The sequence below is a fragment of the Rhizobium sp. Root149 genome (genome assembly GCF_001427345.1).
Classification (GTDB): Bacteria; Pseudomonadota; Alphaproteobacteria; order Rhizobiales; family Rhizobiaceae; genus Neorhizobium; species Neorhizobium rhizoryzae.
On sequence record NZ_LMGD01000024.1, the window covers coordinates 173,012 to 197,941 of the forward strand.

Below are 24,930 nucleotides of genomic sequence, written 5' to 3' on the forward strand. Positions count from 1 at the left end.
TGCCCGCGTCAGGTCAAAAGACCCGGAACGTCCCGAAGGATATCGGCCCAAACCGCGTAGCCACCAGCATTCAGATGGATGAAGTCCGGCTGATAATAGCGTCCCATGGGTCTGCCGTTCTCTCCGATCAGGCCTGCAGAGGCGTCGACGAAGGTCGCATCGCCGCGTTCCTGACAACAGCTTGCGGTCAGGGAATTGTATTCGTCGACCTCGTCGGCATAGATCCAGCGCGTGGGGCTCTGTTTCGTGCCCAGCACGAAGATCGCCGCAGAGGGCAGCGCACGCCGGATGTCGTCGAGAAGCGCTTGCAGATTTTGGAAGGTGCTTTTTCCTGTCAACCCGTCATTGGCAATGTCGTTCTCGCCAAAATAGAGAACGACGCGCTGAGGCTGGAGCGGAACCAGAAGCTTGTGCAGATAATGGCGCCCGGACAGGTTCGTGCCGCCACCGAAACCGAGGTTCACGATGTCGAGCGAGCGCAGGTCCTGCTGCATCGTGCCCCAGAGGCGAAACGACGATGAGCCGTAGAAAGCGATCGGACGCTCCGGCAGATGACCACGCTGCAGCCGTGTCAGGATCGCAACAACATCGTCCTCGAAGCGATTGGTGGCAAGCGGCGTCGGAAATTCAAACATTCAGCAACTCCTTGTTCGTCATCTCTTCGGCGCGATGGCAGGCACTGAAGCGGCCGGGCGCTATGGACCGCAGCGGCGGAACAACGCTCGCACACAGGTCGGCCGCTAGTGGACACCGCGTGCGAAAGGCACAGCCGGAGGGCAGGTTGATAGGACTTGGCGGATCACCCTCCAGCGGGGCACGCTGGCGGCGCTCGGCAGGACGCGGCCTCGGCACGGATTGCAGCAGTCCGACCGTGTAGGGATGCTGCGGAGCATTTAGTACTACCGAGGTTTCCCCAGCCTCCACGATCCGCCCCAGATACATGACCGCAATTCGCTTGCTGATATGGGATACCACGCCGATATCGTGTGAAATGAAGAGCAGCGAAAGCTCCATTTCATCCCGCAGGTCGCAAAGGAGATTGATGACCTGGGCGCGGATGGAGACATCGAGCGCGGAAACCGGCTCGTCGGCAACAACGAGACGGGGCCGTGTCGCAAGGGCGCGGGCAATGCCCAGCCGCTGGCGCTGTCCACCGGACAATTCGTGCGGATAGCGTTTTGCCTGGTCGGACCGCAACCCGACCTTGCCGAGAAGCTGCAACACCTGCTCGCGCCGTTCGGCGGAGGTCCCGATGCGGAAATTGTCCAGGGGCTCGCGCACGATCGCTTCCGCCGTCCAGCGCGGATCGAGCGAAGCGGACGGGTCCTGAAAAATCATCTGCACGGACCGTCGCGCCTCGTGCAGTTCCCGGCGACCCATGCCGGAGAGATCCTGGCCCAGCAATTTCACGGAACCCTTGTCGGGGCGGTCAAGCCCCATGATCATGCGCCCAAGGGTAGATTTGCCGCAGCCGCTTTCGCCAACCAGTGCCAAGGTTTCACCCGGCGCAATTGAGAGCGAAACATCGTTGACGGCGTGAACGGTCTGCCCCTTGCCGGTCTTGAAATGCCGGACCAGATTTTCCGCCCGCAATACAGTTGTGTCAGCAGTCATGGGGTAGCCTCGACATTTGAAATTGCAGCGGCACCGTAGACCACGGGTTGATCGCAGCGCGAAGAATGGGCCGCGCCTGCATCGCGCCAGTCCGGCATGCGCTGACGACAGGATTGCGCGGCAAAGCGGCAGCGATCCACGAAACTGCAACCTTTGGGCAGAAGAGAGAAGCTCGGTACATTGCCCGGAATTTCCTCCAGCCTGCCGCGGCTCGGTTCGCCGGGAACGAATTCCGCCGTGGCGCGCAAGAGACCGGCGGTATATCCGTGCGCCGGTTGCTGGAAAATCGAATGAACCGGACCACGTTCGACAAGCGAACCGGCATACATGACGGCGACATCATCGGCGATTTCCGCCACCACGCCGAGATCATGCGTGATGAAGATGATGGCGGTGCCGAACTCCCGCTGCAGTTCGGAAAGCAGCCACAGGATCTGCGCCTGTACCGTCACGTCGAGCGCGGTTGTCGGCTCGTCGGCGATCAGCAGCCGTGGCCGGCAGATCAGGGCCATGGCAATCATGATGCGCTGACGCATCCCGCCCGAAAGCTGGTGCGGATAAGCCGTCATGCGGCGCGCGGCATCGGGAATGCGCACAAGCTGCAAAACGTCCATCACTCGCGCATTCGCTGCCCGCGTGCTCATTTTTTCATGCAGCAGCAGCGCCTCGCGCAACTGGAAGCCTATGGTCAGAGCCGGGTTCAGCGAAGACATGGGGTCCTGAAAGATCATGCCCATCAGAGAGCCGCGCAAGCGGGCAAGCTGCTTCTCGTCGCAGTCCAGCAGGTCAATGCCATCGAGACGCATGCGATCGGCCTCGACTCTGGCGCTTCCCGGCTTGTGCAGGCCCATGATCGATGTTGCGGTGACGCTCTTCCCGGAGCCGGATTCGCCGACAAGACAGAGCGTCTTGCCTGCTTGGAGATCGAAGGACACCTCCCGCACGGCCCGGATGGCACCCTGGGGGCCGAAGCCGACGGTCAGGTTGCGCACACTAAGGAACGGTTCAACGGTCATGAGGCCCTCCTTGCCGCCAGGCGCGGGTCAAACCGGTCACGCAGGCGGTCACCCAGAATGTTGATGGAGAGGACCATGATGGAGAGAAGCAGGCCCGGAAATGCGATGATCCACGGCGCGAGGCGGAAGTATTCCTTGCCGCTGGCAATCACATTGCCCCAGCTTGGAACGTCCGGCGGTGTGCCGACACCCAGGAAGCTCAGTGCCGCTTCCGAGAGAATGGCGGCTGCGCACACATAGGTCGCCTGTACGCTCAGCATGCCGATGGCATTGGGAACGATGTGTTGCAGCAGGATCTTCGGTGTGGAGGAACCGACGGAGATCGCCGCAGTGATGAAGGGAAGCTCGCGGATGCTCAGCACCACGCTTCGCATAAGCCGCGCAGTGCGCGGAATTTCCGGAACAGATATGGCAATGATGACGGTGACGAGACCACCGCCCAGCACCGATACGAGAGCGATTGCCAGCAGGATACCCGGAATGGCCATCAGGCCGTCGGCAAGCCGCATGACGATGCGATCGACCCAGTTGAAATAGCCTGCGACGACGCCGAGCGTTCCGCCGATGGCAAGCACCACGATTGCGGTCGACACGCCGACGGTGACCGAATTCCGGGCGCCGGAAATGGTTCTGACGAAGACATCGCGGCCCAGATTGTCGGTGCCGAACCATGCCAGCGCGCTTGGCGGCTTGAGGCGCATGGTCGGATTGAGGTCATTGCCAAGCCCGAAGATGAGCGGTCCGAAAATTGCCATCAGGATGACGATCGAAAGGGCGGCGATGCTGAGCGACACGGCCAGACCCGGGCGCCGCAATCTGGCCAGTGGAGTAGCCGGAGAAGGGACGGTCGTCATTGGCGCACCCGTGGATCAAAGAGAGCATAGGAAAGATCGACCAGCAGATTGACCGCGATCAGCACGAAGGAAAACACGATCAGCACACCCTGCACGACGGGATAATCGCGGGTCAGGATGGCATCGACCGTCAACCGGCCCATGCCGGGAATGTTGAACACGGATTCCGTGATGACGACGCCGCCGAGCAGCGCTGCAAAGCTGGTTCCGACCACGGTCACCACGGGCACGCCAATGTTCTTGAGAGCGTGAACCATCAGAATGCGGCCATTGCCGGCGCCCTTGGCCCGGGCAGTGCGAATATAATCCTCCGCCAGCACCTCCAGCATGGTGGCGCGGGTGATGCGCGCGACCAGGGCCGAGAACAGAAAGGATAGCGTGATGGATGGCAGCGTGATGCTGCGCAGACAGTTCCATAGGCCGGTGGAAAGCGGCTTGTAGCCCTGTACCGGCAGCCATCCGGCACGCAGTGCAAACAGGTCCACCAGCACATAGCCGATCACGAAGACCGGGACTGAAAAGCCGATGACCGAAGCGACGATGAGGAAGGTATCGATGGCAGAACCGGCGCGCCATGCGCCCCAGACGCCCATGGGAACGGCGATCAGGACGGACAGCGTCAGCGTCGATACGGCCAGCATTGCCGTTGGTTCGACACGTTGAAGAATGAGCTGCACCACCGGAAAACCAGAATAGACGGATTGTCCAAGATCGAAGCGGGCAACGTTCGACAGGTAAAGGAAGAGCTGCTCCAGCAGCGGCCTGTCAAGGAAAAGGCGTTCGCGGATGGCCTCGATCTGGTCTCGCGTTGCATTCTCGCCCGCAATCAGCGCGGCCGGATCGCCCGGTCCGATATGCAGCAGCAGGAAGACGGTGATCAGAACGATGAACGCGATCGGAATGACCGACAGAAGCCGCCGGACGACGAAATTGGACATGTTTGCCTCCTGAAGACAGCAGGCGCCATCCCGCAGGATGACGCCGCCGTTTCATGTCACTGCTTCTTCTCAATGTTCCAGTAGAGATGCAGCGGGCTCGAGATCATGCCGGAAACCGATTTGCTCCAGCCTGAGACACCGTAATACTGCCCCATCGGAATGAAGGTGACGATCTCGTTTGCTCGCTCCTGGATCTTCACCGCCGCATCCTTGCGCGCGGCCTGACCATCAGCCAGCAGGAAGGACTTCCAGCGCGCCTGCAGATCCTGGTCGCAGGGCCAGCCGACGAATGCCTTCTCGCAGGCGCCGGTCACATAAGGATTGGTCAACGGGTCCATCATGGCGTCACCGCCGAATGCGGTCAGGAACATGTTCCAGCCACCCTCGGCCGGGGTACCTTTGTTGTTGCGGCGCGAGAACATGGTGGCCAGATCGATTTGGCGGTCGTCCACGGTAAACCCTGCCTTGCGCAGCGCCTGAACGAGAACCGTTCCCATGTCCCGCTGGAACAGCTGGTCGGTCGGATGCAGGAAGGTGATCGGCGTGCCGTCATAGCCAGCCTCTTTTAGAAGCGCCTTGGCCTTTTCGACGCTTGGCTTCATGTAGCGATCGCTGTTGATATCGGTCGCATAGGGCGCATCGCACATGAAGATGGCCGCACACAGCTTATAGAGATCCTTGCGGTCTCCCAGCAGTGTCGACATGAAATCCTGCTGGTTCAAGGCAAGCTGCACAGCCTGGCGAACCTTGACGTTGTTGAGTGGCGGCTGCGTGTGGTTCAGCACGATCTGCAGGCTTTTGCCAAGCAGGGGCTTGGACGCTACGACAAAATTCTTGTCCGCCTCGATGATGGCGAGCTGATCGTAGGGAACCTCGGTAACGAAGTCGATCTCTCCGGCCAGGAGTGCATTCACCGCGCTCGTGTCGTCCGGGATCGTGATACGCTCGATGCGATCGACCTTTACGACCTTGCCGCCCGCCAGATTGCTGGCCGGTTCGCTACGTGGCACATAGTCCTTGAACTTCTCGACGACGAATTTAACACCGGGCTGCCATTCCACAAGCTTGAAGGGACCAGAGCCAACGAGTGCGGGCAGTTTCTCGCCAATGGGCGTCTTGGCAATTCGCTCCGGCATGATGAAGAGCGGATAGGCCGTCATGCGGCCAAGCCCGTTCAGAAGCTGGGCAAAGGGCTCCTTCAGCGTGATGCGGAGGGAGTTGGTGCCCGTTGCTTCAATCTTGTCCAGACGCTTGGCGATTTCCTGGCCAAGGCTATCCTTGGTCATCCAGCGATTGACGGAGGCAATTACGTCTGCCGAGGTGACCGGTGCGCCATCGTGGAAAACCAGCTTGTCGCGCAAGGTGAAATCATAGACCTTGCCGTCAGCACTCATCGAATACTTGTCCACCATCTGAGGCTTGACCTCGAAATTGGCGTCCATCGCAAACAGGGTGTCCCAAAGCAGATAGGACATGTCGCGCATCGGGTAATTCGTGCTCAGCAACGGGTCCATCTGCTGGATATCGCCCACATCGCGAATACGCAGGACGCTTTCCGCCTGCGCTGCCGCCAGCATGCCGAGCGACAGGACTGTCGCTGCCGTTAACGTTTTCAAGGCCTTCGATATCATGTGTCGGCTCCTCCCAAGAACCTGTCGGATTAAGGTACACGATAATTGCGTACGATCGCTCAATGATGATATGGATAGGTATCGCTTCAAGCATGCAGATGTCAATCTCGTGTATACATGAAAATTAGATAGGTATGCGTGACATGAATATGAGATCCAATGGCACTCCGTCGCTTCGTGACCAGATTGAGGAAGCCATCGTGTCGGGTACCTATCGGCCCGGCGATCGGCTGGAGGAGCAGAGCCTTGCTGAACAGTATGGTGTTTCCCGCACCCCTGTGCGGGAGGCTCTGCGCCAGTTGCAGGAGGCTGGCCTGGTGGACATCAAGCCGCGCCGGGGAGCGGCGGTCACCATCGTCGGCCCATCTGAGCTGATCCACATGTTCGAGGTCATGGGAGGATTGGAAGCCATGGCGGGACGTCTCGCCTCCCGCCGGTTGGACGAGGCTTCAAGGAAGGAACTGCTGGACTCGCACGAAGCATGCCGGGCTGCCGTCAACCAGGGGTCAGATGCCTATTATTACGAGAACGAGCGCTTCCACATGGTCATCTACAAGGCCAGCGGAAATCCGTTTCTGGAGGAACAGGCCCGCGCACTTCATCGTCGATTGAAGCCCTATCGCCGCATCCAGCTACGCTCGCTCAATCGAATTGAGCAGTCGTTTGCCGAGCACGACAGGATTGTCACCGCTATTGTCAACGGCAATTCAAATGAAGCCGAACAGGCGCTTTGGGATCACATCACGATCCAAGCGGATCGTTTTCACGACTTTCTGGCGGGTTTATCACGCGAAGGATAGAAAGGAAAACTTCAGCCTCGTGCCATCGCCGTTGTTCTGCCTACGGAGCACCGTGATGACTTGGTAGAACTGCTGATGGACTAGGGTGTCGAGACGCCGCGCATCTAGTCAACGAGGGTGTGGGAGCCAAGATGCTGCGGGCTTACACTACCGGTCTTGCTCCCAGAGGGCGTTCCAGCCCCACGATGACCCTAATCTCGCCGAGTGGACTCGATCGAGATATCATGTAGGACCATTGGCTCGCCCTGCTGGGTTTTTGCGCATGTCATGAAGGACAATGCCGCTGATGTCGCGGCCTCCTGCTGTTGGAAGCCAGCGCCGGGCAATGGCCATACTGTTGGGGGGTGGTCAATTCCATGATGCCGAACGTCAAACCCCGCCCTAGACTAAACACCTCCGGGAGGCGGGCAGTCTCCCGCTTGTGACGTTCCGAAGTATAAATTGCCTGTTTTTTAACCCTGTGCAGCAATTAAACGGCAATCTGATAGATTGTCACACATAATTCAGCAGATCTTAATTGAGCTCTCCCACAGACTGACGGTGAATGTGGGAGAGAAACATGGTTCGTCTGTTGCTTGTCGTTTTGCTGGCGTTTCTTTTCGCCTCGCCCGGAAAAGCTGCCGAAGATTGGCAGGTTGCCATGGCAACGCGTCAGGTCAATTTCACGGTCGACAAGACGAACTGGTTACCGGTGCGCGCCGGCGACACCATTCCCAACAAGGCTTGGATTTCCACCGGTCCGAAAGGACGGGTCCAACTGACACGCGGACAGGAAAGCGTCACCTTCCAGCCCAATACAATGGCTGGTATAACAACATCCGGCTTTTTCGAAACGACGACGGAAGTCTTCCAGCAAAGCGGAACGCTCGATCTGGAAATCGAGAAACGCGCACGCCCGCATACAACGGTCCAGACTCCGTATCTTGCCGCCGTGGTCAAGGGCACCAGCTTCCGGGTTTCCGTCGGCAAGAAGTCGGCGAAGGTCTCGGTCGAGCATGGGCTGGTCCATGTCAAGGCGTTCGCGACGGGCCAGGAAACCAATGTGGGTCCACGCCAGAGCGCAGCGGTTGATAGGGATAAAGGCATGAGCGTTGCTGGCGCGGCCTCGGCACCTTCTGTTTCCGTCGGCGAACCATCGTCCGCAAGAGTGCGGGCAGCTGGCGCCACAGCGCTTGAAGGGGCGTCCCAGGCAAACAATGCCCCAGCAAGCATCGGCAACAATGCATCCTCCACCGGCAGTGCAGCCTCAAGTTCGACGGGCAGCGGTTCAGGCAGTGGAAACAGCTCGGGCAAGCAGAGCGGCGACCGAAACGAGAATAGCGCCATCGGCGGCGGAAACGGTGGCAACAGCGGCGGCAACGGTGGCGGTAACGGCGGCAGCAACAACGGCGGCGGCAACGGCGGTGGGAACGGTGGCGGCAATGGCGGCGGCAACGGCGGCGGCAATGGCGGCGGTAACGGCGGCGGCAATGGCGGCGGCAACGGCGGCGGCAATGGCGGTGGCAACGGCGGCGGCAACGGCGGCGGCAACGGTGGCGGCAATGGCGGCGGCAATGGCGGCGGCAACGGCGGCGGCAACGGCGGCGGCAATGGTGGCGGCAACGGCGGCGGCAATGGTGGCGGCAACGGCGGCGGCAATGGCGGCGGTAACGGTGGCGGCAATGGCGGCGGTAACGGTGGCGGCAATGGCGGCGGTAACGGCGGTGGCAACGGCGGTGGCAATGGCGGTGGCAACGGTGGCGGCAATGGCGGCGGYAACGGCGGTGGGAACGGTAAGTAGGAGCGCGTAGGGAACAGAGACGATGACAACGGGCAGATTGCGAAGCGNCGGCAATGGCGGCGGCAACGGCGGCGGCAATGGCGGTGGCAACGGCGGCGGCAACGGCGGCGGCAACGGCGGCGGCAATGGCGGCGGCAACGGCGGCGGCAATGGTGGCGGCAATGGCGGCGGCAATGGTGGCGGCAATGGCGGCGGCAATGGCGGCGGCAACGGTGGCGGCAATGGCGGCGGCAATGGCGGCGGTAACGGCGGTGGGAACGGCGGCGGTAACGGCGGTGGGAACGGCGGCGGCAACGGCGGCGGCAACGGTGGCGGCAATGGCGGCGGTAACGGCGGTGGGAACGGTAAGTAGGAGCGCGTAGGGAACAGAGACGATGACAACGGGCAGATTGCGAAGCGNGGCAACGGTGGCGGCAATGGCGGCGGTAACGGCGGTGGGAACGGTAAGTAGGAGCGCGTAGGGAACAGAGACGATGACAACGGGCAGATTGCGAAGCGTTCTATCCTACATTCCGCGCATTGGCCTGATCATGCTGATGCTGCTGATTCCGGTTGGAGCCTTTCGACCGGTCACCGGTCTCGTCGATCAGCTCCTGTCGGATCTTCGCTTCTCCCTGCTTCAGCGAAATGCTTCGCAACAGGTCGTCTTCCTGGCGATCGACAAGGAGAGCCTAGACAAGGTCGGCGTCTGGCCCTGGCCGCGCAGCGTCTATGCCGACATCCTGACTGTTCTTTCACAGTCCAATCCCAAAGATATCTTTTTCGATATTGATTTCAGCACCCCTTCTGCGCCACAGGAAGATGGCAAGCTCGCCGAGGCGTTGGAGAATGCCGGAGGGGGCGTCATTCTCCCCATTTTCAAGCAGCATGCAAAAGCCGCAGAAACCTCGACCGTCGAGCTGACACGTCCGATTGATCAATTTGGAAAAGTGGCCTGGCCGGCCTTCGCCAATGTCGAGCTTGATGATGCGGGTCTCGTCAGCCATTTTTCCACATCCGACCAAGCGGACGGTCTTCGTGTGCAATCGGTTGCAGCGGCTCTGGCCAGCTACAGCGGCAGGGATGGCGTCTTTCCAATCGACTTTTCCATTCGGCCGTCGACCGTCCCGACCTATTCCGTTTCCGATCTACTGTCTGGAAAGGTTCCGCCCTCGCGGCTGGACGGCAAGACCGTGGTCATCGGAGCCTATGCGACCGAGCTCAAGGACATTTATCCCGTCCCGGTTCACGGAGCGCTGGCTGGCCCACTGATCCATATTCTGGCGACAGAAACCATTTTGCAAAACCGCCTGCTGACGGCGCCAGACCAGCATGTCGCCGAACTGTTTCTGGCCGCAATGGTCGTCGTCCTTGCACTGGCTGCGCGTAGAGCCTCGGTTCTGGTGGCGCTCGCAGCCGCCGGACTTGCGGTGCTTGGCGTGGAAGCCGCAGCATTCTGGGTCCAGCAATCGGGCCGGATGTATCTTGAGACGGGTCAGATCTGGATGATCGTCCTGATCGGACTTTGTCTCTTTATCGGCGAGAAGTTCGATTTCAATCGCTTTCTACTGCGTCGCGCCTTTGCGGACCGCCGCCTGGCGCGCACGGTCCTGCAGCAGATCATCGCGGAAAGCTCGGATGCCGTCATCGTCTTCGATGATCAGTTGAACATCATCGAGGCCAGCCAGTCGACCGAATTGCACTGGCAGCGCGGCAATGCGAAAGGGTCGCGGCTTGGTGATTGCATCCCATCCGATCTCTTTGAGGCAGTGAAGCGAATGGTCACCGCCTATGGGTTGGACCAGGGCAAATCGCTTACGCAGACCGTGCATTTCTCCACCGAGGCTGGAGACGAGACCCGGTATTTCGAAGCGGCGCTGACACTCTCACCGCGCATCCTCCATCTTGAAAGCGGTCGTACCGATCATTCCTCCTTTGTCGGCAGTCTGATTGTCCGGGACCAGACGGCCCAGAGACTGCACGAGCTGGAGCTTCTGCGCCTTTCACAGACCGACGAATTGACGGGCCTGCTCAACCGCCGGGAATTTGCTTCGCGCCTCGGCAATCAGGATACGCCTGTCATCGTCGCGGCCATCGGTTTTCACCGCTTCGAGGTGGTCGCCAAGGTGCTGGGCAGTGCGCTCTCCGACCAACTGCTACAGGCCCTAGCAGCACGCCTGGCTTCGCTGCCGAAAATCCATCTGGTGGGACGGCTTGGCCCCAATTCCTTTGTGGTGTCTGCATCGCTGAATGAAGAGGGCGCCGCGACAAGGCTTATCGACGCCATCGCTGAAACCTTCGCGCAGCCTGTCGATCTCGGATCATCGCCCATTCCGGTAGATGTCAGGATCGGTCTCTTTCGAACGCAGACCCTTGCCGAACATCCTTCGCTCATTCTCGATTATTGCGCGGCAGCATTGGAGAGTGCTTACAAGATCGGCAGCCATTGGTGGCGCGCATTCGATCCGGAGCTCGCCCGTCGCCAGGAACGGGCGCGCAAGCTCGAAAATGACATGCGCGAAGGCTTGCGACGCGGAGAGTTTCATCTTTTGTATCAGCCCCAGGTGGACCTGAAGACCGGTGCCGTGCGTGGCGCCGAGGCGCTTTTGCGCTGGGATCATTGCGATGCCGGGCCGGTTTCGCCCGCAGAATTCGTTCCGGTGGCGGAAGCCAGTGGGTTCATCCGCGAACTCGGGCGCTTTGCCCTGTTCGAAGCCTGCAGACAGGCAAGTAAATGGCCGGACCACATGACGGTTGCCGTAAACGTATCCGGTATCCAGATCCAGGACGCTGGCCTCCTGGAGGAGGTGCAGCTGGCCCTTCTGGAAAGCGGCCTCGCGCCGAAGCGGCTGCATCTGGAAATTACCGAATCCGCCTTCGTGGAGGGTTCGCGCGCAGTTCTGGACCTGATTGGAAACATCCGCGCCATGGGCATTTCAGTCGCGCTGGACGATTTCGGCACCGGCTATTCAAGCCTCAGCTACATGACCGCGATGCCGCTCGACAAGCTGAAGATCGACCAGTCCTTCGTGAAGCGGCTTTCCACCGACCCCGCAAGCCTCGTCATCATCCAGTCCGTGCTGTCCATGGCACATGGGCTGAACCTGCGGGCAGTCGCCGAAGGCATAGAAACACGTGAGGAATGGGACATCTTGAAAGCTTTGGGCTGCCAGGAAGGACAGGGTTACCTGTTTGGTCGGCCGATGCGGTCTGAGGATCTGGTTGCACTCGCCATCCCGAGCGATCCGCTGCATCAGAGGCTCGCCGGATAAAGCGCGGTGTGGCCAAAAGCGCAGCGATCTGAGTTCACGTGAAAACTCGCCGAGATAAACCTAATTGAGGATTTGGACGGGTCTGTCCCACTGGATCAGCACCACGCAGCCATCCTCGCTCCAGACAGAATGTTCGCTACCAGGTGCATTCACGATGAAGGAACCCGTGGGATACCGGCCCGTCTCGTCGGACTGGCTGCCCTCCAGCACGAGAATGGTTTCAAGCCCAACGTGAAGGTGGCGCGGCACAGATGCTCCAGCTTCATACTTCAAGAGTGCGACACCCGGCGCCTCACCCTCGAAACGCCTGATCCAGTGGATTGTCACGCCCTCGCGGAACGCTTCAAACGCCAGTTCCTTCCAACCATCGGCATGAAAGCCCGACCGTATGGTTTCAGCCATGGTTCACTCCTTCCAGGAAATCTGCGAGGTGGGCGGTCCAACCGACGATGCCGCCCTGAGCGCGGATCATTTCCAACGCAGCCTGCTTGAACTCTGGGAAGTAGCTGGCGGTCGCCTCCTCCACGAGCAGGCAGTTGAAGCCGCGGTCATTGGCTTCGCGCATGGTCGTCTGCACACAAACCTCCGTGGTGACACCTGCAAAGATGAGGTGCGTGATGCCCCTTTCCGCCAAAACCTGCGAAAGACCAGTGGCATAGAAGGCTCCCTTGCCCGGCTTTTCGATGACGATCTCACCCGGTAGCGGCGCAAGCTCCGTCACGATTTCAGTGCCCGCCTCGCCTGCAATGAGAATGCGGCCCATCGGCCCCGCATCGCCAATCCGCAAGGTTGGGTTCCCCCGGTTTCGCTTGGCGTCCGGCAAATCCGAAAGATCGGGCCTGTGACATTCCATGGTGTGGATGACGGTAAGCCCTTCCCTGCGGCAGCCTTCTATCAACCGTTTCACATCGGGCACGATGACCGAAACGCGGCTCACATCATTGCCCAGCGTTTCGCCAAAGCCGCCCGGCTCAATGAAATCCCGCTGCATGTCGATGACGATCAGCGCCGTGGACGCCGGTTCGAAACGGAAGTCGAAGGGAAGCGCCTTGATTGTGGGCATCAGCCATGTCCTGCCATGTGGGAACCGATGATGGAGATATCTGCGCCGCGTGCCGGCGTCTCGTAGACGAGCTTGCCATCCGACATCACCAGAATGCGGTCCGACATTTCCATCAACTCATCCAGATCTTCCGAGAACAGCAAAACCGCCGTGCCGCTATTGCGCGCTTTCATGATGCGGGCCCGAATTTCGGCCACCGCCGAGAAGTCCAGTCCAAAACAGGGATTGGAGACAATCAGCAGATCGACTTCGCCTGTGAGTTCGCGGGCCAGCACGGCCCGCTGCACATTGCCACCTGATAGAGAGGCAATGGGAGAGGATGGCGAGGCGGTCTTGACCTTGAAGGCAGCAATCAGCGCGTCGGCTTTTGCACGCATGGCGGCGCGATCGAGAAAAAAGCGGGGCTTGCCTGACGGATCGATATCGAAGCTGCGCAGCGAGAGATTTTCCATGACCGACATTTTCGGCGCGCAGGCGTTCTGCAACGGCTCTTCGGGAATGAAGCGGACTCGAAACTGGCGAGACTGCTTACGTGTGGCCTGATAAGGCTTTGCCTCCACCAGAAATTCACCGGTTTCTGCCTTGCGCTGACCGGCCAGCGTCTCGGCAAGCTCCTTCTGCCCGTTACCGGAAATCCCGGCGATGCCGACAATCTCTCCCGCCTTGATGCCGAGCGCTTCCACCTCGATGGTCTTCAGGCCACTGCGGTCTTTCGCGCGCAAGTCCTTCAGTTCGAGAACGGTGCGGGCGTCATTCTTGATCGGCAGGCGGCTATCCAGCTCGGCAAGCTTCACATTCCCGATCATCATGGCGGCCATATCATGCGGGTTAAGCTCGGAAGTGCTGCCGCTGCCGATATGTTTGCCGCGTCTCAACACCGATACCGCATCGGCAAACTTCATAACCTCGTGGAACTTGTGGGAGATCATGAGAACGCTCAAATCCCCCTGCTGCGTCATGCCGCGCACAAGGCCCAGCATATCATCCGCTTCGGCAGGTGTGAGAACGGAGGTCGGCTCATCCAGGATCAGAAAGCGGCGACCGAGATAAAGCTGGCGAATAATCTCCAGCTTCTGCTTTTCACCTGCCGCCAGCTCCCGTACCGGACGATCCAGCGGAATGCGAAACGGCATGGTCTGGATGAAGGCATCCAGCGCCTCACGCTCCATTTTCCAGGAGATGACGCCGGGAACATCATTGCGGCTGATGACGAGATTTTCCGCACCTGTCAGCGACGGCACCAGCGTGAAATGCTGGTAGACCATGCCGAGGCCGAGAGCTGCGGCATCCTTCGGCGAAGCAACCGAGACCTCGCGATCCTCCACCATCAACTGGCCGCTTGTCTGGCGATAGAAACCCATGATGCATTTGACGAGCGTGGATTTGCCCGCGCCATTCTCCCCCAGAAGTGCGTGAAACGAGCCTGCCTTGACCTTGATGGAGACATCATCCAGCGCCGTGAAGGAGCCGAAACGCATGGTCATGCCAACCGTTTCCAGCGAGAGTGCCTTGCCTGTTGTGGGGCCTAGCGTGGTGCCTGTCATGGGTATCGATCCTTCCCTTGGCCGAACGTCGGTTATGGCAGCGCCTCGATCAGCGCCTTGGAATTCGACACCGAGCCGAACACACCACCCTGCATCTTGACCATCTTGATCGCGGCTAGATGGTTGCCGTAATCGGTCGCGCCGCAACAATCTTCCAGCAGCAGGCATTCAAAGCCGCGATCATTCGCCTCGCGCATGGTGGTGTGCACACACACATCCGTGGTGATGCCGGTGAGGATAATATTCTCGATGCGGCGCTGGTTGAGGATCAGCTCCAGATCCGTGGCGCAGAAGGATCCCTTGCCCGGCTTGTCGATGATGGTTTCACCTTCGAGGGGCTTCAGTTCGTCGATAATGTCCCAGCCCGGTTCGCCACGCACAAGAATGCGTCCGCAGGGTCCGGCATCGCCAATGCCTGCATTGATGCGCTGCGAACGCCAGCGCTTGTTGGCGGGCAGATCCGCCAGATCCGGCCTGTGGCCTTCGCGCGTGTGAATGATGTGGTAGCCCTTGTCGCGCATGGCAGCGAGCACTGCCTTGATTGGCTCGATGGGCGCACGCACCAGCGACAGATCATAGCCCATATGATCGACATAGCCGCCCGGACCGCAGAAATCCGTCTGCATGTCGATGATGATCAAGACTGTATTGTCCGGCCGCAGCTTGCCGTTATAGGGCCATGGATAGGGATCGGCAGAAACGAAGTTGGTGGCTGTGTTGGTCAGCGTATCCATGACGATATCCCTATTCGGCTGCTGTTTTGGTGATTTCGCCGAAGCGGCGTGTGGGCTTTTCAAACCCGCAGGAGGTTCCGTCCGTTACCTTCACGCCGTCTTCCCAGGGCAGGCGATAGCGACCGGCGGCCAGATCGTGCATGTAGGTATAGGGGCAATCCTGCGCGCCACCTGCGACCGCCACATAGCCGCGATGACCGAACTGGTAGATGTTGTTTTCAACACCCCAGCCGAGCCTTGCCTCGCGCACCAGATCGGGCCGCACTTCAGCGGTGATGATCTCATCCGGTCGTCCGCTGGTGCCATGGGCAATGATCGAGCCATCGAAGTTGCAGATCATGCCTTCGCCCATGCTGTCGAAGGTGCCGTCAGACCCGGACATACAGACATTGGCCGTGACCATGAGATTGCAGAAGGCGTTGGACTGGTTGGTAAAACGCCAGGAGTCCCGCATGGGCGCCGTGTAGCCTGCGGTACGGATCATGATTTCCGCGCCCTTGTAGGCGCATTCTCGGGCCATTTCCGGGAACATGCCATCATGGCAGATGATGAGCGCGATCTTCGCGCCCTTCGGGCCGGTGATGACGGGAATGCCGGTATCGCCCGGCTCCCACGGCTCGACCGGAACCCAGGGGTGCATCTTGCGATAGTAGAGCTTCAACTCTCCCTGATCGTCGATAATGATGCCGGAATTATAGGGCATGCCGCCGGGATTGAGCTCCATGATGGAGAAGCAACCCCAGATGTGGTGCTCCTTGCAGGCTGCCTTGAAAGCCGCGACCTCAGGCCCATCCAGCGTGCACATGATCTCGGGATTGATATCCATCGACAGGCCGTGCAGCGCATATTCCGGGAAGATGACGAGATCCATGCCCGGCTGGTTGCGTCGTGCCTTGCCCACCAGTTCGACAACGCGCTGCGTCTGCCGCGCCAGATCCTCTTTCGTCACGGTAACGGGCAGTTGCAACTGCACCAGTCCGATACCGACACCGTGTTCCGATTTGTTCAAACCGCCCAAGCCGTTCATGGCAGATCTCCAGTCACATGTTCATTTGGTCAGCGAAAGTTCCTCCGGCGCACCCGAAAGGCGCGTCGTCGGCGAAGAGGTCATGATGAGAATGATCAAGGTCAGCACGTAAGGTGCCGCATAGAAGAGGTAATAGCCCTGCGTGACGCCGACCGATTGAAGCGCGGGGCCGAGCGCGCCAGCCCCGCCGAACAGCAGTGAGGCAAACAGGCAGCCCTTGGGGTTCCAGCGGGCGAAAATGACGAGCGCAACGGCCATCAACCCTTGGCCCGACGAAATGCGTTCGTTCCATGAGCCGGGATAAAACAGCGACAGGTAGGCCCCGCCGATTGCCGCCAGCGCCCCGCCCGCAGAAGTTGCCAGCAGGCGCACCGTATTAGGGTTGATGCCCATGGCACGCGCGGCATCGGAACTGTCACCCACCACGCGCAGAATGAGGCCGACGCGGGTGTTCTTGAGCATCCAGGCGATGGAAAATGTCAGGATGAGACCGACAATGAACAGCACATTGATGGTGAGCGCCGCCTGCACCTGCGGCAAAGCCGACCAGCCGCCCAGCGGAATGGACGGAAGCTTTGGCGCAACCGGCTGGATGAAGGGCTTGCCGAGGAAGAAGGCAAGCCCGAGCCCGAACTGCATCATGGCGATACCGATGGCGATATCGTTCACCTTCGGGAATTTGCAGATAAAGCCATGCAGCAGGCCGAACACGGCACCGGCCATCATGGCGGCCAGTACGCCCAGCCATGCGGACTGGGTTAGAACGGCCACGGCATAAGCAGACATGGCCCCGAAAACGAGCGTTCCTTCAAGGCCGAGATTGATCCGGCCGGAGCGTTCGGTCAGGGTTTCGCCGAGGCTGACGAAAATGAACGGGGTGGATACGCGAATAGCACCTGCCAGAATGGCAAGCGGCACGCCCCAGAGCCCAAGTGCGGTCTCTTCCATCACTCGCCATCCTTTCCGGCGCGTGTCGTGCGCCACATCTCCGGGTTGAAGAGCTTGAAGCGGCCATAGAGCGTTTCGAAGAACAGCACGCTGATGAAAAGAGTGCCTTGCAGCACGAGAACCGTTGCATCCGGCAGGCCCATGCGCCGCTGGATCAAGCCGCCTGCCGCCGCCACACCGCCGAGCAAAATGGAAACCGGGATGATGGCGAGCGGGTTATGCCGCGCAAGAAACGCAACGAGAATTCCGGTGTAACCGTAACCGGCAATGATGGAGCCATTGGCGCTGCCCTGCACCGCCGCCACCTCGATCATGCCTGCGAGACCCGCGAAGGCACCGGCAAGAAAGGTGAAGCCGACGATGAGCTTGCCGACGGGCAATCCCTGAATTTGCGCGGCCCGGAGATTGCCGCCGGAAACGCGGGCCGCAAAGCCGATTGTGGTTCGCTCGATCAAGACCCAGGCGAGCACGCAGCAGACGATGCCAGTGGCGAAACCCCAGTGGACATCCATGCCCCAGATCTTGCCGAACATGGCATCTGCTGGCAGCGGAAAGGTGGAAGGCTTGTTGAGGCTTGCGGGATCGCGCAGCACACCTTCAATGAGGTGGTTCATGACGGCGATGCCGATATAGGTGAGCAGAAGCGACGAGATCGTTTCGTTCACACCCCGGTAGTGCTTCAAGGCACCGGCAAAGGCGATCCACAGACCGCCAACCACGGAACCGGCAATACCCATTGCAATCCACAGCGGCCAGCCGTGCGAAACAGACAGCATGGGCACGGCGATTGCGGCGGCTCCAAGACCGCCGAGAGCCAGCGCGCCCTCCCCACCGATGACGGTAAGCCCAAGGCGTGCGGGAAGTGCCACGCACAGAGCCGTCAGCAACAAGGGTGCCGCGCGGCTGAATGCGTTTTGCAGCGAGAACCAGGTGCCGAAACCTCCCGCATAGACCAGTTGCACGAACTGGAGGGGAGACTTGCCCAGCGCCAGAAGAAAGAGGCTGAAAAGGCCCATTCCCGCCAGAATGGCGAGAAAGGTGATGGCAAGTGGCTCCAGCCTGCGCGCGAGTTCTTCCTGAAGGCGCGACAGCGTGAACCTGCGGGTGGCGGAAGCCACGGAGGATATGTCGATCTCGGCAGCCATGACTTCCGCTCCTTCAATCAGGCGACGGAGCCGATGACGCCTTCAACGAGATAGTTCATGCTTTCAAGCTCGATCGCCTGCTCGGTATAGTCCTTGCCAGCGGGCACGACGACATTGCCCTTGTTGTCCTTCAGGCCGCCCTTGAAGACCGCGAAATTGCCGCCGAGCATAGTCTTCTGCGTCGCTTCGAACTTGGCGCGCGCATCGGCGGAAACTGCCTTGCCGAGCGGGCTCATTTTCACGAAGCCGTCCTTCAGGCCGCCGCGCACGAAGTTGCCGATTGGCTTGCCTGCCTGCATCGTCTTGATGAAGTCCGTATAGACATTGCCCCAGGCCCATTCGGCACCGGTCAGATACTTGTCACCGGCCAGAGCCGACTGGTTGGCGTGATAGCCGCAGACGAAAGCGCCGCGACCGGCAGCCGTCTGGGCGACGACTTTCGGGCTATCGACGTGGCAGGTAATGACATCGGCGCCCTGATCGATGAGAGCGTTGGTGGCTTCCGCTTCCTTCACGGCCAGCGACCATTCGCCGGTAAAGATGACCTGGCAGGTGATGGACGGATCAACAGAGCGGGCACCCAGCAGGAAGGCGTTGATGTTCTGGAGAACCTGCGGAATGGGCTTGGCAGCCACGAAACCGATCTTCTTGCTCTTCGAGGCATAACCGGCGGTGATGCCGTTCAGATACTGGCCCTGATGGATGTAGCCGAAATAGGAGCCAACATTGGCAGGGTGCTTTTCCTTGGTCCAGAGACCGCCGCAATGGCGGAACTGCGCATCCGGATATTTCTTGGCCATGGCCAGTACATGGGGGTCGAAATAACCGAAGGATGTCGGGAAGAGCAATTTCGCGCCATCAAGGTTGATCATGGATTCCATGGTCTTCTGGACATCCACGGTCTCGGGCACGTTCTCCTCTTCCACCAGCGTGATGCCTTCGATGGATTTCAGGGCGGCTGCACCTTCGGCATGCGCCTGGTTATAACCGTAGTCATCCTTGGGTCCGACGTAGATGAAGCCGATCGTCAACGGCGTCGCAGCAAAGGCTGCGGAGGAAAGCAGGCCCGGCGTGGCTGCTGCTGCGGCGCCCGCCAAGGTCGTCTGAAGAAACTGTCTGCGAGATACGGAAGGCAACTTGATCATTGGTCGTTCCCCTTTTTCAATCCGGCTTCTGCCGGCTCTAAAAAAGTGTATGCAATCCCTATGCCAGCCTGAAACAGCTGCTAAACCGGTATGAATTCCCTTGAACCCTGAGGTCCAATGCGCAAACTGTATGCACTTTTAATTGAGGCGCTGTATTTTGAGGCAAAATTTTAGTCTGCGCAAAATTCACGCATTATCTCCAGCTGCTGTGCAGGATGGCGTTTCGCTTTAACCGAATCTCCGCTAAGCTCGGATAAGTGCATGCAGCTTGGAGAAGGTCATCGGTATTGTGAGGGAACTGGTCAGAACAGGAGACACGGTCGAACAGTTGGTCCGCGCGATCTCCGACCTCATTATCAGTGGTGATCTTCGACCTGGCGCAAAGCTTGACGAAGGTGGGCTGGCCAGCCGCTTCCAGGTCTCGCGAACGCCCGTTCGTGAAGCGCTTCGACAACTCTGCGCCATGGGGCTGGTTGAGCGTCCGCCTAACCGCAGCGCTATCGTGACCAATGTTTCCGATGATTTTCTGAGCTCGATGTTCGAGGCCATGGCTGAACTGGAGGCAATCTGCGCCCGACTTTCCGCAGAACGCATGACTACGCAGGAGCGCGAGGAGCTGGAATCTCTGCATCGCGAAAGCTTCGACATCGTAAAGACCGGAGCTTCGGAAGACTACGCAGCCTTTAACACCGAGTTTCATAACCGGCTCTATTCCGGCGCCCACAACGCGCATATTCAGGAAACCGTGCTCCAGACAAGGGCACGCCTCGCACCCTTTCGTCGCGCACAGTTTCGCCTGGAGGGCCGCTTGCAGCACTCCTGGGATGAGCACGAGGGTATCGTCAGAGCCATATTGAACCGCGATGGAGCGGCGGCCTCCTGCGCCGCCTACTCCCACGTGTCGATTGTTGGGGATGCGAGCAGGACTTTCGCTTCCAGCACGGCAACGCGCAATTGATGCCACCTGCCCCGCTCCGAAGCAAACATTTCAGCAATCCCTGAAGTTTAGAAAATCTCTTCTGCCTAAGGGATGGGCAACATGCTATTGCAGCGCATCGTTCCGTTGCGCAGAGATGCCAGGCATGTCGCTTTTTCATAAACTCAATCCGGCAATCGTGCCGACCAGCCCACGCGAAAAGCTTCGCGCATCGCTGGGGGCACTGACCGGCATCCTTGCGACCGGACTGGTCAGCACAATCGCCCTCCAGTCCGATGCCAGCGTTCCACTGCTTGTCGCGCCAATGGGCGCGTCCGCCGTGCTGCTTTTCGCAGCACCCGCCAGCCCTCTGGCCCAGCCTTGGTCGATCCTCGGCGGCAACCTGATCGCTGCAATCATTGGCGTGTCATGCGCGAAGTTTCTCGGCGCACCATTGCTGGCGGCTGCCATAGCCGTCTCGGCCGCAATTGCCATCATGCTGATGCTGAACTGCCTGCATCCGCCAAGCGGCGCCGTGGCCCTGACGGCTGTTCTGGGCGGTCCGGCAATCCAGAAGGCGGGCTATTGGTTCGTTCTTTCGCCAATCGCGCTCAATTCCGTCATCCTGCTCGTGATCGCTTTGCTTTTCAACAATGTGACGGGCCGGCGCTATCCGCATGCAACACCCGGCAGCCAGCCATCCCGACAGGGAACGGCAGATCCCGCGCCCTCTCATCGCATCGGTGTCGTGGCATCGGACATCGAGGCGGTGATACAGGAGCAGGATGAGTTCATCGATGTGAGCCCGGAGGATCTGGATCTCCTGTTTCACAAGGCGCAGATCCGTGCATTCGAGCGGCAGACCAGCGCAGTGACCTGCAGCGATATCATGTCTCGCGATGTGATCTTCGCAACGATGGGCCAAAGCCTGAAATCCGTCTGGCGAATTTTCATGACGCGCCATGTGAAGGCACTGCCGGTCGTGGACGCCAACGGTAAGCTCGCCGGGATCGTGGGTCTGGAAGACTTCCTCGAGAACTCCGTTCTTTCCAGTGACGGATCGCTGAAACTTGGGCTTGGCCATCGCATGCTTGCGCTGTTCAGCAAGCGGCAGCTGCCCACCAGGGTGGACGAAATCATGCAGACGCGGGTTCAATCAGCCATTCCCGAAACGCGCATCACATCGCTTGTCTCGCCGATGGTCGACCAGGGCCTTGACCAGATGCCCGTGGTAGATGCCGACAATAGGCTTGTCGGTATCGTCAGCCAATCGGACCTGCTCGCTGCCCTGTTTCAAAGCGAACTGGACCAGATGGCCATCACTCGGCGGCGATGACCTGACGCTCAGCGATGATCCGGCGGATATCGGGACGGCAGGAACCGCAATTTGTTCCCGCCTTCAGCATCTCTCCGATGGCGTCAACCGTGTTGCATCCGGTTTGTGCCACTGCCGCGATCTCGTTAAGCCCGACATTGAAGCAGGAGCAGATGATGGCGCCCTTGTCTGGCTGATCCGCAGGTGGTCGCCCGGCGATCAAGGCAATGCGTGACCGCCTGTCATGCGTCTCCATCAACTGGCCTACTGCCCATTGACGTGACACGGCAACCGGTCGAGATGCCACGAAGAGCGCGGCCAGCAATTGCTGTGCGGCGAATGCGGCCATGCGCACGGCACCGGTCGGCTCGTCAGACAGTCCGACGATGTCCATGTTTTCGGGAAGCCGAAGTGTTCTTACGAGCCATGATTGCCAGCCATCTGTTGGCGGATGACCTGCAAGTTCCAATCGATACCCGCCGTCGCACGGCGCTATAGCCCAATAGTCGAAATCGAGCTCGAGAGGCTTTTCGCGGCAGATCAGGAAGGCATGACAGGATGCCTCGAACTTCTGCATTTTAAGGGCAGCGTTCTTCAGTGCAGGCTGGCCGGAAATCGGATCGCGCTCATTGGATACCAAGGAATCGACACGCGCGCGCGCCGAATTGCTGTCGTTCCAATGCATGGGGACGAACACCGAGCCCGGAGCCTGTCGATCCGTGATCAGGGCACGGACCACGCATCTGGCGCCCGTGGTCCCTGTCAGTTCCACCAGATCCGCATCCTCCAGATCAAACTGCCGGGCATCGGAGGGGCTGATCTCTGCAAAGGGCTCGGCCATGTGCGACGAAAGGCGGGCACTTCTTCCCGTACGGGTCATGGTGTGCCACTGATCCCGGATACGTCCCGTGTTCAGAATGAGTGGAAACTCGGCGGAAGGACGATGGTCGAGATTTGCTGGAACCGCTACGAAGCGGGCACGGCCATCCGGGTGATAGAACCGACCGTTGGCGAAGAAGCGCGTCTCGTCAGGCTTGGATCCTGCTGGCTGGGGCCATTGGAAGGGTTCGAGTGCATCATACTTCTGCCGCTCCAGCGCGGCGTGAGCACCGATATCAAAATCCCGGCTGCCATCGTTTTCGAAGGCTGAAAGAGCTGCATGCTCCTGGAAGATCTCGCTGGCGTTCTGATAGGCAAATCCGGCACCGAAACCCATCCGGCAGCCCACTTGCGCCATTTGCCACCAGTCGGCTCGCGCCTCGGCAGGGGCGGCCAGAAACGGGCGCTGGCGCGAAATGCGGCGCTCGGAATTGGTAACGGTTCCGCTTTTCTCACCCCATCCGGCGGAGGGAAGCAGAACATGGGCAAGTCTTGCCGTGTCGGTACTGCCGTACATGTCCGACACAACCACAAACGGGCAGGCCTCGATGGCCGCCTTGACGAAATCGGCATTCGGCATGGAGACGACAGGATTGGTGGACATGATCCACAGCGCCTTGATCTTGCCCGCTGCCACGGCCTCGAACAGTTCTACCGCCTTCAGGCCCGGCTTTTGAGCCATTATCGGCGATTGCCAGAACCGCTGGACACGATCACGATCTGCATCATTGGCGATGTCCATATGCGCGGCGAGCATATTGGATAGACCACCGACTTCCCGTCCTCCCATGGCATTAGGCTGGCCAGTCAGGGAAAAGGGTCCAGATCCCGGCTTACCGATCCTGCCTGTGGCAAGATGGCAATTGATGATGGCATTGACCTTGTTCGTTCCCACCGAAGACTGGTTCACGCCTTGGCTGTAGCAGGTGACGACCTTCCGCGTATTTGCAAACCACTGGAAGAACAGCCGCAATTGCAGGGTGGATACGCCTGTTACTTCCGCAAGTTCGCTAAGGCTGGTGTGCTGGCACGCCATCAGTGCCTCAGTAAACCCGGTCGTGTGTTGCGCCACATAAGCTTCATCCACATGGCCCTCTTGCGCAAGATGATGAAGCAGACCATTGAAAAGGGCCACATCGGCATTGCCCCTCACCGCCAGATGAAGATCTGCAATGTCACAAGTGGCGGTTCGGCGCGGATCAATCACCACGACCTTCATATGCGGGCGGTTCGCCTTGGCAGCCGCAAGGCGCTGATAAAGCACCGGATGGCACCACGCCATGTTCGACCCGACGAGAACGACCAGATCTGCAAGCTCCAGATCTTCATAGGTGCCGGGAACCGTATCGGAACCGAAGGCGCGCTTGTGACCCGCAACTGACGAGGCCATGCAGAGCCGCGAGTTCGTATCGATATTGGCAGAGCCGATGAAGCCCTTCATCAGCTTGTTGGCAACGTAGTAATCCTCGGTCAGAAGCTGGCCGGAGAGATAGAAAGCGACCGAATCCGGTCCATGGTCGCGGATGGCGGAAGAGAAGCGTTCGGCAACCAGATCAAGCGCATTATTCCAGCTGACGGGCTTGCCATGGACCATCGGAGCCAGAACACGGCCTTCCATATCCAGAGTTTCCGCCAGTGCCGAGCCCTTGGAACACAGCCTGCCAAAATTGGCCGGATGATCGGGATCGCCCTTCACGCTCACCCGACCGTCATCCTCGACCTTGGCGATGACGCCGCAGCCGACGCCACAATAGGGGCAGGTGGTGCGTGTTTCAGTTGGCATGTGGTGTGCTCCATAACAGGAGAGCTTTGCCCTCTACTCTCTGGCATGCTCCTTTCGTCATGGTCGGGCTTGTCCCGACCATCTGCCAGCATTGCAACACTTGCGACCTCTGTAGATCCTCGGGACAAGCCCGAGGATGACGCGCCAAAGCACCGCCGTCGCGGTCAATCCATGCTGTCGAGAGGAGTGAACCGGCCATATTCAAGCTCTTACTCCGCCGCAACCATCATCGGCTGATCGAGAAGGATCGACAGCAGACCGTCCTCATTCCTGATTTCGAAGGTCCGCACCTCCCCCTCATCCGCACCCTGCGCCATCCCGTTTTCCAGCGAAATGACCCAGTTGTGCAACGGGCAGGTGACCGACTTGCCGTGCACAATGCCCTCCGACAGTGGTCCTGCCTTGTGCGGGCAGCGGTTTTCAATCGCGAAAACCTCGTTCTCGCTGGTGCGAAACACGGCGATGTTCATGCCCGGCGTCTTGATGCAACGTGCGCCCCGCAGCGGGATATCGTCGATATGTCCAATGGTTTTCCAGTTCATGGAAT

21 protein-coding genes are annotated in these 24,930 nt (G+C 59.7%); 5 read left to right on the forward strand and 16 right to left on the reverse strand.

Going from position 1 to position 24,930, the window contains the following annotated elements; all coding sequences use genetic code 11:
- Positions 1-8 precede the first annotated feature (8 nt).
- Genes ASD54_RS23825 through ASD54_RS23850 form a run of 6 tightly spaced genes read right to left on the reverse strand, consistent with a single transcriptional unit; the run spans position 9 to position 6,053 of the window.
- On the reverse strand, positions 9-635 hold the full coding sequence (locus tag ASD54_RS23825; RefSeq protein WP_062557077.1) for a GDSL-type esterase/lipase family protein: 627 nt from the start codon (positions 633-635) through the stop codon (positions 9-11).
- Positions 628-1,614: an oligopeptide/dipeptide ABC transporter ATP-binding protein gene (locus tag ASD54_RS23830; protein WP_062557078.1), complete on the reverse strand. Its 987-nt coding sequence runs from the start codon at positions 1,612-1,614 to the stop codon at positions 628-630. Before ASD54_RS23830 ends, ASD54_RS23825 begins: the two co-directional genes overlap by 8 nt.
- On the reverse strand, positions 1,611-2,630 hold the full coding sequence (locus ASD54_RS23835) for an ABC transporter ATP-binding protein (RefSeq protein WP_062557079.1): 1,020 nt from the start codon (positions 2,628-2,630) through the stop codon (positions 1,611-1,613). The genes ASD54_RS23830 and ASD54_RS23835 overlap by 4 nt, the downstream gene beginning before the upstream one ends.
- The gene (locus tag ASD54_RS23840; RefSeq protein WP_062557080.1) at positions 2,627-3,484 is read right to left on the reverse strand and encodes an ABC transporter permease; all 858 of its coding nucleotides are present in this window, start codon (positions 3,482-3,484) and stop codon (positions 2,627-2,629) included. Before ASD54_RS23840 ends, ASD54_RS23835 begins: the two co-directional genes overlap by 4 nt.
- Positions 3,481-4,422 (reverse strand): ABC transporter permease, encoded by a 942-nt coding sequence (locus ASD54_RS23845; protein WP_062557081.1) that lies wholly within the window; start codon positions 4,420-4,422, stop codon positions 3,481-3,483. The genes ASD54_RS23840 and ASD54_RS23845 overlap by 4 nt, the downstream gene beginning before the upstream one ends.
- 56 nt (positions 4,423-4,478) lie before the next feature.
- Positions 4,479-6,053, reverse strand: a complete 1,575-nt coding sequence (locus ASD54_RS23850) for an ABC transporter substrate-binding protein (RefSeq protein ID WP_062557082.1) — start codon at positions 6,051-6,053, stop codon at positions 4,479-4,481.
- 149 nt (positions 6,054-6,202) lie between these two features.
- Between ASD54_RS23850 and ASD54_RS23855 the strand changes: the two genes are divergently transcribed.
- From ASD54_RS23855 to ASD54_RS23870, 3 genes are all read left to right on the forward strand, one after another.
- Positions 6,203-6,853: a GntR family transcriptional regulator gene (locus tag ASD54_RS23855; protein ID WP_062557189.1), complete on the forward strand. Its 651-nt coding sequence runs from the start codon at positions 6,203-6,205 to the stop codon at positions 6,851-6,853.
- A gap of 559 nt (positions 6,854-7,412) precedes the next feature.
- Positions 7,413-8,633 (forward strand): FecR domain-containing protein, encoded by a 1,221-nt coding sequence (locus ASD54_RS27490; RefSeq protein WP_082547366.1) that lies wholly within the window; start codon positions 7,413-7,415, stop codon positions 8,631-8,633.
- Positions 8,634-9,106: 473 nt separating this feature from the next.
- On the forward strand, positions 9,107-11,884 hold the full coding sequence (locus ASD54_RS23870; protein ID WP_062557084.1) for an EAL domain-containing protein: 2,778 nt from the start codon (positions 9,107-9,109) through the stop codon (positions 11,882-11,884).
- A gap of 60 nt (positions 11,885-11,944) precedes the next feature.
- Here the strand turns inward: ASD54_RS23870 and ASD54_RS23875 are convergent, their stop codons facing one another.
- Genes ASD54_RS23875 through ASD54_RS23910 form a run of 8 tightly spaced genes read right to left on the reverse strand, consistent with a single transcriptional unit; the run spans position 11,945 to position 19,490 of the window.
- Positions 11,945-12,286 carry a cupin domain-containing protein gene (locus ASD54_RS23875; RefSeq protein ID WP_062557085.1) on the reverse strand — a complete coding sequence of 114 codons (342 nt, stop codon included), beginning with the start codon at positions 12,284-12,286 and terminating at the stop codon, positions 11,945-11,947.
- The gene (locus ASD54_RS23880; RefSeq protein WP_062557086.1) at positions 12,279-12,947 is read right to left on the reverse strand and encodes an isochorismatase family cysteine hydrolase; all 669 of its coding nucleotides are present in this window, start codon (positions 12,945-12,947) and stop codon (positions 12,279-12,281) included. Before ASD54_RS23880 ends, ASD54_RS23875 begins: the two co-directional genes overlap by 8 nt.
- Positions 12,947-14,491, reverse strand: coding sequence for an ABC transporter ATP-binding protein (locus ASD54_RS23885; protein ID WP_062557087.1), 1,545 nt, complete (start codon positions 14,489-14,491; stop codon positions 12,947-12,949). The genes ASD54_RS23880 and ASD54_RS23885 overlap by 1 nt, the downstream gene beginning before the upstream one ends.
- Before the next feature lie 32 nt (positions 14,492-14,523).
- Positions 14,524-15,225, reverse strand: coding sequence for an isochorismatase family cysteine hydrolase (locus ASD54_RS23890; protein WP_062557088.1), 702 nt, complete (start codon positions 15,223-15,225; stop codon positions 14,524-14,526).
- Between the two features lie 10 nt (positions 15,226-15,235).
- On the reverse strand, positions 15,236-16,252 hold the full coding sequence (locus ASD54_RS23895; protein ID WP_062557089.1) for a formamidase: 1,017 nt from the start codon (positions 16,250-16,252) through the stop codon (positions 15,236-15,238).
- 21 nt (positions 16,253-16,273) lie between these two features.
- Complete coding sequence (locus ASD54_RS23900; RefSeq protein WP_062557090.1) at positions 16,274-17,200, reverse strand: ABC transporter permease; 927 nt, start codon at positions 17,198-17,200, stop codon at positions 16,274-16,276.
- Positions 17,200-18,345 (reverse strand): ABC transporter permease, encoded by a 1,146-nt coding sequence (locus ASD54_RS23905; RefSeq protein ID WP_062557091.1) that lies wholly within the window; start codon positions 18,343-18,345, stop codon positions 17,200-17,202. The genes ASD54_RS23900 and ASD54_RS23905 overlap by 1 nt, the downstream gene beginning before the upstream one ends.
- A 17-nt stretch (positions 18,346-18,362) precedes the next feature.
- Positions 18,363-19,490, reverse strand: a complete 1,128-nt coding sequence (locus ASD54_RS23910) for a BMP family ABC transporter substrate-binding protein (RefSeq protein WP_062557092.1) — start codon at positions 19,488-19,490, stop codon at positions 18,363-18,365.
- 268 nt (positions 19,491-19,758) lie between these two features.
- On the opposite strand from ASD54_RS23910, the gene ASD54_RS23915 reads away from it, so the two are divergent.
- Entirely contained in the window at positions 19,759-20,448 is a 690-nt protein-coding gene (locus ASD54_RS23915) for a GntR family transcriptional regulator (RefSeq protein WP_062557093.1), read from the forward strand.
- Positions 20,449-20,572: 124 nt separating this feature from the next.
- Positions 20,573-21,742 (forward strand): HPP family protein, encoded by a 1,170-nt coding sequence (locus tag ASD54_RS23920; RefSeq protein ID WP_062557094.1) that lies wholly within the window; start codon positions 20,573-20,575, stop codon positions 21,740-21,742.
- On the opposite strand, the gene ASD54_RS23925 is transcribed toward ASD54_RS23920, so the two are convergent.
- Positions 21,726-24,383 (reverse strand): nitrate reductase, encoded by a 2,658-nt coding sequence (locus ASD54_RS23925; RefSeq protein WP_062557095.1) that lies wholly within the window; start codon positions 24,381-24,383, stop codon positions 21,726-21,728. The two genes, ASD54_RS23920 and ASD54_RS23925, sit on opposite strands and share 17 nt — an antisense overlap.
- 209 nt (positions 24,384-24,592) lie before the next feature.
- Positions 24,593-24,925 (reverse strand): nitrite reductase small subunit NirD, encoded by a 333-nt coding sequence (gene nirD / locus ASD54_RS23930; RefSeq protein WP_062557096.1) that lies wholly within the window; start codon positions 24,923-24,925, stop codon positions 24,593-24,595.
- Positions 24,926-24,930 lie beyond the last annotated feature (5 nt).

Excerpts from the sequence above, each read along its gene's own strand:
- ASD54_RS23900 (WP_062557090.1), bottom strand. The coding sequence starts at position 17,200 with ATGGAAGAGACCGCACTTGGGCTCTGGGGCGTGCCGCTTGCCATTCTG.
- nirD (WP_062557096.1), bottom strand. The coding sequence starts at position 24,925 with ATGAACTGGAAAACCATTGGACATATCGACGATATCCCGCTGCGGGGC.
- ASD54_RS23880 (WP_062557086.1), bottom strand. The coding sequence starts at position 12,947 with ATGCCCACAATCAAGGCGCTTCCCTTCGACTTCCGTTTCGAACCGGCG.
- ASD54_RS23845 (WP_062557081.1), bottom strand. The coding sequence starts at position 4,422 with ATGTCCAATTTCGTCGTCCGGCGGCTTCTGTCGGTCATTCCGATCGCG.
- ASD54_RS23895 (WP_062557089.1), bottom strand. The coding sequence starts at position 16,252 with ATGAACGGCTTGGGCGGTTTGAACAAATCGGAACACGGTGTCGGTATC.
- ASD54_RS23920 (WP_062557094.1), top strand. The coding sequence starts at position 20,573 with ATGTCGCTTTTTCATAAACTCAATCCGGCAATCGTGCCGACCAGCCCA.
- ASD54_RS23890 (WP_062557088.1), bottom strand. The coding sequence starts at position 15,225 with ATGGATACGCTGACCAACACAGCCACCAACTTCGTTTCTGCCGATCCC.
- ASD54_RS23825 (WP_062557077.1), bottom strand. The coding sequence starts at position 635 with ATGTTTGAATTTCCGACGCCGCTTGCCACCAATCGCTTCGAGGACGAT.
- ASD54_RS23870 (WP_062557084.1), top strand. The coding sequence starts at position 9,107 with ATGACAACGGGCAGATTGCGAAGCGTTCTATCCTACATTCCGCGCATT.
- ASD54_RS23875 (WP_062557085.1), bottom strand. The coding sequence starts at position 12,286 with ATGGCTGAAACCATACGGTCGGGCTTTCATGCCGATGGTTGGAAGGAA.
- ASD54_RS23855 (WP_062557189.1), top strand. The coding sequence starts at position 6,203 with ATGAGATCCAATGGCACTCCGTCGCTTCGTGACCAGATTGAGGAAGCC.
- ASD54_RS23905 (WP_062557091.1), bottom strand. The coding sequence starts at position 18,345 with ATGGCTGCCGAGATCGACATATCCTCCGTGGCTTCCGCCACCCGCAGG.
- ASD54_RS23910 (WP_062557092.1), bottom strand. The coding sequence starts at position 19,490 with ATGATCAAGTTGCCTTCCGTATCTCGCAGACAGTTTCTTCAGACGACC.
- ASD54_RS23925 (WP_062557095.1), bottom strand. The coding sequence starts at position 24,383 with ATGCCAACTGAAACACGCACCACCTGCCCCTATTGTGGCGTCGGCTGC.
- ASD54_RS23840 (WP_062557080.1), bottom strand. The coding sequence starts at position 3,484 with ATGACGACCGTCCCTTCTCCGGCTACTCCACTGGCCAGATTGCGGCGC.
- ASD54_RS23835 (WP_062557079.1), bottom strand. The coding sequence starts at position 2,630 with ATGACCGTTGAACCGTTCCTTAGTGTGCGCAACCTGACCGTCGGCTTC.
- ASD54_RS23885 (WP_062557087.1), bottom strand. The coding sequence starts at position 14,491 with ATGACAGGCACCACGCTAGGCCCCACAACAGGCAAGGCACTCTCGCTG.
- ASD54_RS23830 (WP_062557078.1), bottom strand. The coding sequence starts at position 1,614 with ATGACTGCTGACACAACTGTATTGCGGGCGGAAAATCTGGTCCGGCAT.
- ASD54_RS23850 (WP_062557082.1), bottom strand. The coding sequence starts at position 6,053 with ATGATATCGAAGGCCTTGAAAACGTTAACGGCAGCGACAGTCCTGTCG.